A 12,482-nucleotide genomic window follows, 5' to 3' on the forward strand; every position below is an offset into this window, starting at 1 on the left:
GAGGCTGCAGATTAAAGAGAAAAGCCTAGAACAGTGAACGAATGTACTCTTTTACTCGGTCAATGTGTTCGTTTGGTTCAATCTCGCAACGCTGTTTAGTCTCTAGGAATCGCTCAGCGTATTTGTCGTAGATTTTGTTTTCTAAGAACAGCAAATACAGCTTGGGATCGATATGACCGCTGGTGGCCATGTCGGTCATGATGTTGAGTGATTCGCTTAGGAGTTTGCCTTTCTTATACGGGCGATCACTGGAGGTGAGCGCTTCGAATACATCGGCAATGGCCATCGCTCTAGACGGTAAAGGTAACTGGTCTTCGTTTAAGCCTCTCGGGTAACCCTTACCATCGATACGTTCGTGGTGTCCGCTGGCAATGTCAGGAATGTTCTTGAGATAAGATGGGTAAGGGAGCTTGTTAAGCATGGTGAAGGTTTGAATGATATGGTCGTTTATCATGAAGCGTTCTTCGTCGTTTAAGGTACCGCGACGTATTTTCAAATTGTGCAATTCACCTTGGTTGTACTTGACTTCACCAGGTTTGAGTACAAACGCTTCTTGCCACACGTTGGCTGGGTTAAAGCCATTATCCCAAGGTATTTTATGTTCGGGTTTATCAGCAAGTAGTGGCTCCATCACGGGCAGCGTTTGGTCTTTGATTCTTGGCTCAATTTCATCTTTTTCAGCCGGATCTTGCTGCGTGTTAAATCTCTCTTTTTCAGACCAAGATAAACCTAGCTGATCGTCGAGTGTTCGTTTCCATTGGCGCTTGGCTATTTGGTCTAAGCGCTCTAGTTGCTCATCCGTCATAGACTCCCCACCAAGGTTACACTCGGCTATGAAGGCAAACTCTTCATCCAATTCAGATAAACTTTGCTCGAGAACTTTCAGCTGATCTTCTTGAAGCGCTCCGTTCGCTATGGCTTTCCAGTAGTCGGTTTCAGCCTGTTGTTTTAACAGTTCGAAACGCATTCGCACTTCGTGGATTCGGTCGTAAATGGTTTCCAATTTTGTAGCTTTGTCTACGACATATTCTGGCGTCGTCACTTTGCCACAATCGTGCAACCAAGCAGCCAACATAAGTTCTTCCCATTGTTTATTATCAAGCGAGAACTGCGGGTAGTAACGATCATCGTCTATGGTGGCTTGAGTTAACCATTTGGTCAGTTCAGGAACTCGCTGGCAATGCCCGCCCGTGTAAGGCGACTTGGTATCAATCGCTGAAGCAATCAATTCGATAAAGGCATTGAGCATGTCTTTTTGTTGCTGCATTTGGTCAATGTTGTCTTTGGCGATTTCAGCAAAGCTCAGTAGCTCCCTCAAAAATGCATGTTTGTCTGCCTGCATCTTAGTGATTGGTCTTTCATAGCCAATTGCAACAATGCCCACCAACAACTTCTCACGGTTTAATAGTGGAAACAGGTACAGGTCAGAATTGAATATCGAATCTTGGTAATAGTTAAGAACATTGTCTTCTCGGTTAAGGTGGATGGTTTCTCCAGATTTAAGCTGACACAACAACCAAGGGGTATGCTTGATGAAGTCATTGATGTTGGCTTTGAAAGGAAGAATGGCGAGATTCGCTGCCGTATCAAACACATCTTTCTCTTTTGATTGAGTGAAGAGGACGATGGTTTCTGCTTTGGTAATCAAATAGCTTTGATGAGCGATACTTTTGGCTAATATCGAAAATTCCTGATTCCCGGCCGTGTCTCGAAGTAGTGTAATCAGATCATGAAGCGTGTGTTCCATCAGCTCAATCGAATGAGCGAGGTTAGCCACTTCTTGAATCATGCTTTTGGGATAATGAGTACGCCTGAAGTCGAACCGAGCGATGTTGTCGGTGAGTTGCATCAGAGTATTGAGTGGCTGAGACAGTCTATTAGCAACAAACCATACGATAGCGAAGCAGATGAATAACATCCCAATCGCGACGGCGACTTGCTTGTCACGCATCGAGATAAGATCAGAGAGCAACTCATTGTGTGGCGTAGCCTCTGCCAAATATAAAGTGACATTCTGAGTGAGCTCAACAGGCGTTAGCGTTAATGCCCAAGTGTTTAAGTTGTACTCAACGTTTTTTAGATTGAGGTTAAACTTCTCTTCATCTGAGATAAGCGGCGCTATGACGGACGCTTTCAATGCTTCCATCTGTTCACGTTTGGGCACATTAAAGAAGCTTTGGTCTTGCTCACTACCAGAGAGTTTCCCCGTCGTTTGGTTGTTCGTTTGCTCAGTTTTACTTGTGTCATCAGACTGGGAGGCAAGCTTGGGGACTGATAGCTCAAGTTGATGCTGGCCGAGAAGATTAAAATGTTGATCGAACAAGGCGAGTCGGGTTTGCGGAGAATAAGCTAATTCACTGATCTGAGAAGAGAGCGAACTCAACGTAAAATCGGCACCAACCACATGTTTGCCATCGGCAGAACGCCTAGAGAGTGTAATGCCATTGGTTTGCAGGAAATAGAATAGATAGGGCTCAGAGAGTTGTATTGAGCCGTCAGGCTTTGCGTTACGAAACCAAGGACGAGTGGTGGGGTTGAACTTACTCTCTGCTTGTCGAGTACTGATCACTTGATGTGCTCCATCAAGATAGGTAATAAAGTTTTCACCGTCTAGATTGGTGCTGCTGACCATCATGGTCGCTTTAGCGGGGGCGCTGTTTTCGGCTCTCTGTTTATTGGTGCTTAATGGACGAAAGATTCTAAACTCACCATCTTCAGAACCATAAAATAGAGCGACCAAATTGGTGTTTTGCTTGAAGATGATATCGACCGAAGCAAGCCAAGAGTCTTTTTCGATAGCGGAAGTTTGATGAGCAACAAACGGGCTCACCGCCATCACATCTAAGGTTGTTATAACAGGGGCAATGGCTTGTTTAAATACCGATTCCAGCTTATCGCGATGTTCATTACTGACTTCGCGCACGGTGCCTAAAAGCAGTTCTTGAGAGTGCCGATAACTTATCGAAATCAATACCGCACCGACAAGTGTTGTCAAAATTAGGAAAAGGCTAGTGATGTGGATACTCAGCGGATATCGTCTTCTTCTCATCTAACACTCCAGTTTGTAGACTGGTTTAAGTATTGACGAACTTGGGTAGGTTGCAAAAAATTGGCGCAATTACCGAGTGTGTGCGGTTCGACTTAGATAAGACCAAGCGCTGGCTGGCTCTGGTTAGCCACGTATTCCCGTGTCGTGTAAATGAACCAGTAATAAACCTTTATGTTTGGGTGCTAATTGTCACTTTCAGCTGATAAACTGGTCGAATTGTTGCCATTAGGCACCTTTTTCCTGAAGCATCCCTTTCCAGAAAAAAGGTGCAGGCACTCCTTACCTGAAAAAGATTCAGAGTTACTTTCTGAACAACGTATTTTGACCGAGCGAAGAGGGCATTGATTCATGGAACTCAAAGTAGATACTCACACCCACACATACGCAAGTGGTCATGCTTACAGCACATTGATCGAAAACGCCAAGTCGGCAAAGCAAAATGGTTTAGCCATGTTTTGCACCACTGACCATTCTGAATCAATGCCGGGCGCTCCACACTATTGGTTCTTCAGTAATCAGCGTGTACTTCCTCGTTTTATCGAAGAGGTTGCCATCATCCGTGGTGTTGAGTCGAACATCATGAACACGCAAGGTGAAATCGATATTCATCCGAGCGTTGATAAGAATCTAGATTGGGTGATTGCCAGCTTCCACGAGCCCGTTTTTCGCCCATCGGATGTCGCTACCCATACAGAGGCTCTCGTGAATGTGATTAAGGATGGTCGAATTGATGCGCTTGGTCACTTAGGCAATCCTAATTTTGATTTCGATTTCGAAGCCGTCATTCAATGTGCGGTTGAGAACAACGTGGCGATTGAAATCAACAACACCACACTCAAAGGCAATAGCCGAGTTGGCAGTGTTGACCGCTGTTATGAGATTGCAAGAATAGCGAAGGCGAAGGGTGCATTTATTACAACAGGCAGCGATGCGCATTTCTGTTTAGATGTCGGTGGCTTGGATTTAGTCGCAGCATTGTTAGATGAAGTGGGCGTAGATTCGAGTAAAGTGATTACCCATTCGCCAAAGCAGTTCCTAGCCTTTTTAGCCTTGCGCGGTCGTAATGAAATCCCAGAATACTCAGCTCTTGTTTAAGAGAATGTCGGCGGGTTTGCATTTCGACACAATCAATTTTTGTGCCTGACAGATTTTTGTATACACTAGCCGAAAATAATAAAGTCGAAGTTCCACAATCATGATGGCGCTATCTTCAAAGTCACAGTTTCACCTGGAGAAACAATGAAAACTCGCTCAATCCTTTTATCTGGCTTAATCGCTGCTTCACTATTGTCTGGCAACGCTTTTGCTAATGTAGACCTTAAGAAAAACATGCAAGAAATGAAGCTTGCGTTCAAACAAGCGGCAGAAGCTCAAAGCATTGAAGAGATGCAAAAGCCTATCGTTCGTTTAGATACGCTAGTGGCAGAGCTGAAAACGGGTGTTTACCCAGTCGAGAAAGAAGACAACTTCATGGAAGGGTTCAAAAAGATCAGTGCATCATTGGATAGCATTGAGCAGAAGCTAGACCAAGGTGACTTAGAGTCGGCACAGCAGGAACTTCGTACTATTGACGGCCTTCGTGAAGAGTACCATGAGAAGCGTAATCCAAGCATTTGGAGCAAGATCTTCGGCTAATTTGCCAATCAATTGAGTTTGCTAGATACGTAACAAAGAGCAAAACCTCAAGATTCGATTTCTAAAACGCTGTCTTACATTACCCTCTTCAAGGGAAGGTGTAAGGCGGCGTTTTTTATTGTCGTTTCTCTAAACAGTTTACTGCTATTTTTCTAGACATTTTACTGCTAATAGACGCGTAACATTCTTTTGGCTCTTTGGTTGTAACTAGTTTTTAACTAAAAAGAGTGTGCGTTAGCTTCAATTTTTTAACTTGCTGTTAATCTTTACGTTTACCTATATTCCAAGTCCCTCATAATAAGGGAAATTTATAAAGATTTGGAATAATGCGCCGAACCTCGTTCAACTTCTCCATGTTACTTGCTACAGCATTAAGCTGGGTGCTGGTGACATTAATGCCTGTTATCAATGCTCATGGTAATAGTGCGGGAGTATGGGCGTCGTTATGTACGGTCAATGGCTTTGAACTGGTTCAAATTGAAGAAGGTGAACCTAATACTCATAAAGGAAAGCCGTGTCCCTTTAGCCATTTTTCCACGTTTCACCAAGATGAACTTCCAACTACACTACTGACAACTCGACTGAGTTCTATTGTCTCAGACAGCTACGCTTTTTTGGCTCTAAGCGAACGCTATATGAGGCAAGCCCCGCGCGGCCCTCCCTTTGTTACTGCTTAAACCTAACCCACTAAAATAATTAAAAAATAAAGTATTAAGTAAAGTTAAACATGCTCAAATTACTTTCTGATCTTTCAGAAGGTATGTTTGCGTGTGTCAAAGGAAATAATAATGTTGAGAAATGAATCTCAAACCCCTGCGAAAGCACAAGCAACTTCGCAGTCTAAAAGCAGTGCAACAACTGGTTCGAAAACCAATATAAAAAGCAAAGACCGCAATAAAACTCTCTACTTCCTCACTTGGCGCTGGCACTTCTATGCTGGGCTATTCGTTATCCCGTTTATGCTAATGCTGAGCATTACAGGCTTGGTGATGCTGTTTGATGATGAAATCGAACTTGTTTTCCATCAAGACGCGATTGAAATTGTTGCATCGGGCGAACCGATCAAGGTGTCACAACAATTAGCTGCGGTACAAAATCAATACCCACAAGGTACGGTGACACAATTTGTACCGAGTAAAGTCCCTGATCTTGCGAACCGATTTTCTGTATCACTTGAAGATGGCACGTCCGTTTTCGCCACGGTGAATCAATATACTGGCGAAGTGGTAGGAGAAATCCCCCGCAGCGACAGTCTGTATCAACTGGCGAATGACATTCACGGCACTTTGTTGATTGGTGATTGGGGGGATTACCTAATTGAAGTCGCAATAAGCTTGTCTATTCTGTTACTCATCAGTGGCATTTACTTATGGCTTCCTCGAGATAACGCGAGCCGCGCTGGTTTTCTTAAGCTTCGATTTGGTTCAGGAACGCGTATTTTAATGCGTGATCTGCATGCGAATATCGGTGGAACACTGTCATTCATTCTTCTGTTATTTATTCTATCGGGATTATCATGGACAGGTTTTTGGGGCGGTAAGCTAGTGCAAGCATGGAGTACGTTTCCTGCTCAAATGTGGGACGACATTCCTCTGTCTAACGAAACGCATGCTTCTTTAAATCACGGGTCTGAAGAAGAAATGCCTTGGAACCTAGAGCAAACTCCACTGCCTTTGTCTCAAGATAAGCCAGCCGAACACGTCCACCAAGTAGAAGAAGCGTCTGAAGCTCATGATCATTCTAAGATGGGTGAGGATCATTCTCAGCATGTATTATCTACGAGTGATTTCTCGATTGATGATGTGATAGCAAAAGCTCAATCTCTTGGTTTTACGCAATATAAAGTCAATTTCCCGCGTTCAGAAACGGGTGTTTACACCGTGGCCGCCAATACTATGGGAGGCGATATCATCGACCCAACCCAAGATCGCACAACTCACCTCGACCAATATTCAGGGCGCATTCTAGGAGAGGTGACGTGGCAAGATTACAATTTATTCGCCAAAACTTTAGCTGTTGGTATTTCTCTACACCAAGGTGACATCAGCATCATCAACAAGCTTATAAACACGTTGTTCTGTTTGGCATTCATTGTGGTGTCGGTGACTGGTGGAATCATGTGGTGGATGCGCAGACCTTCAGGCCAAAGAAAGTTGGGAACGCCACCGAAGTTTGGCGATGCTGGTTTTTGGAAAGCAGGCTTAGTGACTGTGGTTATTATTTCGATACTGTTTCCACTCGCGGGTGCAACTATCGTGACAGCAATGCTATTGGATTGGTTACTGTTTTCACGCGTTGAGAGATTCAAAACCGCGTTGAGTTAATTGACATGCAAACGGGCTTTCTCTACTTGAGAAGGTCCGTTTTATTAATCAGATGATCGCGTCTTTTGTGAGAAAGACTTTAGACTTGATACCGCTCTAGATTTGATAAAGCTTTAGATCTGATACAGCTTTAGATCTGATACAGCTCTAGCGGCAGGCCGTCTGGGTCTGCGAAAAACGTAAATGATTTCCCCGTAAACTCATCAACTCGAATCGGTTCGACTTCAATGCCTTGTTCTCCCAAGTAGCTTTTGACATGTTGAACGTCATCAACACAAAAGGCCAAATGTCTCAGCCCTTGAGCTTCCGGAAAGCTTGGTCTTTCAGGTGCGTCAGGGAAGCTGAATAATTCTATTTGAGCGCCATTAGGCAGTGCCAAGTCGAGCTTATACGACTGACGTGCTTCACGATAATTCTCCGCAATCACTTCAAGCTTTAAAACTTCCGTATAAAAACGTTTAGAGACTTCGTAGTCTGAGCAAATAATGGCGGCGTGGTGTATTCCTTTCAGCATCAGTTTATTTCTCCTGCCAGTTTGTCACCCAAGTGTTCCATCGCGTAATCAATGAATACACGTAATCGAGCGGGCATGTACTTGGTTTGAGCAAACTGCATCGCGATAGCGCCATGGTAATTACTCTTGATGGTCCAATCTTCCAGTACTTGCACTACAGAACCTTCAGCCAATGCATCTTGGATCACGAAGTCATGGAAAATACCCACGCCAAGCCCTTCTTTAACGCCTTTCAATCGCATCTGAGAGTGGTTCACAGCGTAACGTCCGCTGACGGGTACTGTGTAAAACTCATCATCTTTAAGGAAGTCCCAAATGTGGTCTTTATCTGTTTCTGCAAGGTATAAGCAGTCGTGCTCAGACAGCTCGGTAGGGTGGTGAGGGGTTCCTTTAGCATCTAAATAGTCGGGGCTCGCACATAACACGAGGTTTGTTTTTCCGAGCTCTTTCAATACCAAACTCTCGTCAGGTTTGTCGGTAAGGCGAAAGGCAATGTCGATGCCTTGGCGCAATATGTCGATGTCGCCATCAGCCGCCCTTAGCTTGAGTTGAATCTCTGGATACTGATTTAAGAATGGAACAACGAAAGGCTGCAATACCGAGTTCAAGAAGGCTTCTGGTGCCGCTACTGTAATAGAGCCTGCAGGTTCAGTATGGTCAGAGGTAGACAGCTCAACCGCTTGTTGCGCCGCATTAATCATGACCACGCTTTGGTCGTATACCAACTGGCCTGCTTGCGTGATGATCAATGTACGAGTGGTACGTTCAAACAGCTTTACTGAGAGTGCTTTTTCTAGACGTGTGATCAATTTACTCAACGCTGAGGGTGTCACCCCTAACTGCTTTGCTGCAGCGGTAAAGCTACCTTCATTCACAACTAAGATAAACGAGGCGAGATCGGGAAGTAGGGCGATGAGTTTTGGGTTAATCATAAGTGTCCAGTAGGGCTAGTTACAACGGTGAGCTTATTGACAATTGTGAGTGATCTCTTCTGATTTGTGAATCAATTTCATTAATCACTTGACGTGATTGCTCTGATTGCTTGGCGTGTTTTGCTTTTCATCTCATCGGTTTTCATCTGTATAGCGGAGTTGCTGATGCACATTCTAAGAGAAGCGGATAATCATCACCATATTGTTCTGAGATGAAAAATAGAGATCTGATATGAAAGTGAAATTAGACACAAACGGAAGGGGATTTGACGTTAAAAAGAGCAGGTAAGACGCGTTTATGTGCCCTGTGTCACTGGGATGAACCATTATTCGTGCCTGCGATTCATTAATGTTTTTCCAACTAGAGGGATAATCGAGAAGGGAGTGTTCAACTAGAATATAGAGATTAGTTTTACAGTGTAAATGATCGTTTTAGGATCGTTTATATCCCTAAATAAAGCGGCGCGTGATGCTGCTGAATAATAACTAGGAAGGAATGAACAATGTCTTCTGCATTTTACCAACAGATTCAAACGCAAATCGAAGAAGTTAAAGAAGAAGGTCTTTATAAGTCTGAGCGCATTATTACTTCTGCACAAAAAGCAGCGGTTTCTATCTCGACTGGTGAAGAAGTACTAAACTTCTGTGCAAACAACTACTTAGGTCTTGCTAATCACCCAGCTCTTATCGAAGCAGCTAAAGATGGTATGGATCAGCACGGCTTTGGTATGGCTTCAGTACGTTTCATCTGTGGTACTCAAGACTCTCACAAAGAACTAGAGCAAAAGCTATCTACGTTCCTTGGTAAAGAAGACACTATCCTTTACACATCTTGCTTTGATGCAAACGCTGGCCTATTCGAAACGATTCTAGGCAAAGAAGACGCAATCATCTCTGACGCACTAAACCATGCATCTATTATCGATGGCGTTCGTCTGTGTAAAGCAATGCGCTTCCGTTACGCGAACAACAACATGGAAGAGTTAGAGCAACAACTTATCGCAGCTAAAGAAGCGGGCGCTCGTCACACGCTTATCGTAACTGACGGTGTGTTCTCTATGGACGGCGTAGTTGCTAACCTTCCTGCTATCTGTGACCTTGCTGACAAGTACGACGCACTAGTAATGGTTGATGATTCTCACGCTGTTGGCTTCATGGGCGAAAACGGCGCGGGTACTCACGAGTTCCACAACGTTGTTGACCGTATCGACATCATCACAGGTACGCTTGGTAAAGCAATGGGTGGCGCTTCAGGCGGTTACACTTCTGGTAAGAAGGAAGTGATCGACTGGCTACGTCAGCGCTCTCGTCCATACCTATTCTCTAACTCTGTTGCTCCTGCAATCGTATCGGCATCTATCCGCGTTCTAGATCTTCTAGCCGAATCTGGCGACCTACGAACTCAACTATGGGAAAACTCTGCTCACTTCCGTACTCGCATGGAAGAGGCTGGTTTCACTATGGGCGGCGCTGACCACGCAATCATCCCAATCATGCTTGGTGATGCAAAAGTAGCGGCTGAATTCGCAGAGCGCGCTCTAGAGAAAGGCATCTACGTTGTAGGTTTCTCATTCCCTGTAGTACCAAAAGGCCAAGCTCGTATTCGTACGCAAATGTCTGCTGCACACTCTCGTGAGCAACTAGATCGCGCAATCGATGCGTTTATCCAAGTTGGTAAAGACATGGGTATCATCTAATTTTAAAGGGGTGCCTTTAGCATCCTTTGATTAGATAAAACAACACCCAATAGAACATATAGATTTTTGATTCTCGCCTTACAGTTAGGCGAGATGAACTGGATAACATTATGAAAATTAAAGCACTTTCTAAGCTTAAGCCTGAAGAAGGCATCTGGATGACCGAGGTTGAAAAACCTGAAATGGGTCATAATGATCTTCTTATTCGTATTAAGAAAACTGCAATTTGTGGTACAGACGTACATATCTACAACTGGGATGAGTGGTCACAAAACACAATTCCAGTACCTATGGTGGTAGGTCACGAATACGTGGGTGAAGTTGTTGGCATCGGCCAAGAAGTTCGTGGTTTTGAAATCGGCGACCGTGTATCTGGTGAAGGCCACATCACATGTGGTCACTGTCGTAACTGTCGTGGCGGCCGTACTCACCTTTGTCGTAACACAACAGGTGTTGGCGTAAACCGCACTGGTGCGTTCTCTGAGTTCCTTGTGATCCCTGCGTTCAACGCATTTAAGATCCCTGCAGAAATCTCTGACGATCTAGCATCAATCTTTGACCCGTTTGGTAACGCAGTACACACAGCGCTTTCTTTCGACCTAGTAGGCGAAGACGTGCTAATCACTGGTGCTGGTCCAATCGGTATCATGGCTGCTGCTGTTGCTAAGCACGTTGGTGCTCGTCACGTTGTAATCACTGACGTAAACGAATACCGCCTAGACCTTGCTCGTCAAATGGGTGTAACTCGCGCAGTAAACGTAATGGAAGAGAAGCTTGAAGACGTAATGGCTGATCTCGGCATGACTGAGGGCTTCGATGTAGGCCTAGAAATGTCTGGTAACCCATCTGCGTTCAATAGCATGCTGACTAACATGAACCACGGCGGTAAGATCTCTCTACTAGGTATTCCACCATCAGACATGGCAGTAGACTGGAACCAAGTAATCTTTAAAGGCTTGGTTATCAAAGGTATCTACGGTCGTGAGATGTTCGAAACTTGGTACAAGATGGCTTCTTTGATTCAATCAGGCCTAGATCTAACACCAATCATCACTCACCACTACAAAGTGGACGACTTCCAGAAAGGCTTCGACATGATGCGCTCTGGTATGTCAGGTAAAGTAATTTTAGACTGGGAGTAGGTTACTACCAGTTTTGAATGTTAGAAGGCAACAGGTAAAACTGTTGCCTTTTTTATCGCCACTCTGTAGCCATATTTAATTTATAAATAATTTAACTAATTGATATTTATTGGTTATTTTTTATTTCGCATATAGTGGCAAGTTTGATTCAATCAGGGTTAGACCTATCACCAATCATTACCTCATCACTTTAAAATTGATGATTTCCAAGCTGGCTTCGATGCTATACGTAGGGGGCTTTCTGGCAAGGTTTTCCTTGATTGGGAATAGAAAAATTAGGCTCTAAATAGCAAAAGGCGACAGTGAAAATTGTCGCCTTTTTTACGAATAAAACAGCTAAATAACGGTCGTTTACAGTGTCTACCGCCACTTTGTCGCCATTAATTCTCTAATGGGTTGAGGGGCTTTGTTGCGTAATTCAGTGGAACTAAATCCAGAACCTACGATCTGATCAGCTACGTCCACTCTCTCGTAGCCCTATTCCTAAACCTTTTTATAAAACAACCAACTGGAAGCAATACAACCAATCACTCATTAACCGTGGCTCTCTGACTTTTTAGATTGATGAAGAGGCAATAAGCGGTTGGGCGCAAAGCGAACAGAATAAGCGCGGGAGGCCACGTCGGTTCAGTGGTTTAGCTATCACGACAGCGCTGCGAGGATTTATCGACTCGATATTTAGGTTAGCCCATGTTCCGTTAAGTTGTCCGCATTACACCTGCATCAGTCGTAGAGCCAAGCAAGTTGAGGTCTCATTTAAGACTAAAACGAGAGGAGCGATACAACACCTAGCCATTGATGGTACTGGCCTTAAGGTTTATGGCGAAGGTGAATGGATGGTCAAAAAACACGGGACGGATGGCAAGCGTAGGGTCTGGTGAAAGCTTCATATTGCCGTCGATACAAGCACTTATGAGATCATTGCCGCCGAGCTAAGTTTATCGATGGTTACAGATGGAGAAGTCCTCCCGAACTTACTGAAACAAACACGCCGAAGTCTCCTTGAGGTGTCAGGTGATGACGCTTATGACACAAGAGCGTGTCACGCTGCTATTAAGATTAAGGGAGCCATTGCGCTTGTTCCCCCAAGAGAAGGGGCAGCCTTCTGGGAGTGTGGTCACCCTCGAAATCTCACCGTGGGTTGCCAGAAGTTATACGGCTCAAATAAGTATTGGAAAGAGCGGTATGG

General features: G+C 44.4%; 9 protein-coding genes and 1 pseudogene. 7 read left to right on the forward strand and 3 right to left on the reverse strand.

What is annotated here, in order from left to right; genetic code table 11:
* Positions 1-25: 25 nt before the first annotated feature.
* Entirely contained in the window at positions 26-3,049 is a 3,024-nt protein-coding gene (locus ACED28_RS14855) for an HD domain-containing phosphohydrolase (RefSeq protein WP_371710167.1), read from the reverse strand.
* A 348-nt stretch (positions 3,050-3,397) separates the two neighbouring features.
* Between ACED28_RS14855 and ACED28_RS14860 the strand changes: the two genes are divergently transcribed.
* The 4 genes from ACED28_RS14860 to ACED28_RS14875 all read left to right on the forward strand — a co-directional run bounded on the left by ACED28_RS14860 (position 3,398) and on the right by ACED28_RS14875 (position 7,008).
* Complete coding sequence (locus ACED28_RS14860) at positions 3,398-4,144, forward strand: phosphatase (protein ID WP_371710168.1); 747 nt, start codon at positions 3,398-3,400, stop codon at positions 4,142-4,144.
* Between the two features lie 144 nt (positions 4,145-4,288).
* Positions 4,289-4,684: a cytochrome b562 gene (locus tag ACED28_RS14865; protein WP_065678204.1), complete on the forward strand. Its 396-nt coding sequence runs from the start codon at positions 4,289-4,291 to the stop codon at positions 4,682-4,684.
* Between the two features lie 326 nt (positions 4,685-5,010).
* A complete protein-coding gene (locus tag ACED28_RS14870; RefSeq protein ID WP_009845601.1) occupies positions 5,011-5,361 on the forward strand; it encodes a hypothetical protein in 351 nt (116 codons plus the stop codon).
* A gap of 111 nt (positions 5,362-5,472) precedes the next feature.
* A complete protein-coding gene (locus tag ACED28_RS14875; protein WP_371710169.1) occupies positions 5,473-7,008 on the forward strand; it encodes a PepSY-associated TM helix domain-containing protein in 1,536 nt (511 codons plus the stop codon).
* A 130-nt stretch (positions 7,009-7,138) separates the two neighbouring features.
* On the opposite strand, the gene ACED28_RS14880 is transcribed toward ACED28_RS14875, so the two are convergent.
* Both ACED28_RS14880 and ACED28_RS14885 read right to left on the reverse strand, forming a co-directional pair.
* Positions 7,139-7,522, reverse strand: a complete 384-nt coding sequence (locus ACED28_RS14880) for a VOC family protein (protein ID WP_231904363.1) — start codon at positions 7,520-7,522, stop codon at positions 7,139-7,141.
* A complete protein-coding gene (locus ACED28_RS14885) occupies positions 7,522-8,454 on the reverse strand; it encodes a LysR family transcriptional regulator (RefSeq protein WP_041473204.1) in 933 nt (310 codons plus the stop codon). Before ACED28_RS14885 ends, ACED28_RS14880 begins: the two co-directional genes overlap by 1 nt.
* 503 nt (positions 8,455-8,957) lie before the next feature.
* Between ACED28_RS14885 and ACED28_RS14890 the strand changes: the two genes are divergently transcribed.
* From ACED28_RS14890 to ACED28_RS14900, 3 genes and pseudogenes are all read left to right on the forward strand, one after another.
* Positions 8,958-10,151 carry a glycine C-acetyltransferase gene (locus ACED28_RS14890; RefSeq protein WP_137001333.1) on the forward strand — a complete coding sequence of 398 codons (1,194 nt, stop codon included), beginning with the start codon at positions 8,958-8,960 and terminating at the stop codon, positions 10,149-10,151.
* A gap of 110 nt (positions 10,152-10,261) precedes the next feature.
* On the forward strand, positions 10,262-11,293 hold the full coding sequence (gene tdh / locus ACED28_RS14895; protein ID WP_004730216.1) for an L-threonine 3-dehydrogenase: 1,032 nt from the start codon (positions 10,262-10,264) through the stop codon (positions 11,291-11,293).
* A 479-nt stretch (positions 11,294-11,772) separates the two neighbouring features.
* A pseudogene (locus ACED28_RS14900) lies at positions 11,773-12,482 on the forward strand (IS5 family transposase); the annotation flags it as partial.

The organism is Vibrio sp. 1F253, assembly GCF_041439295.1.
GTDB lineage: Bacteria > Pseudomonadota > Gammaproteobacteria > Enterobacterales > Vibrionaceae > Vibrio > Vibrio tasmaniensis_A.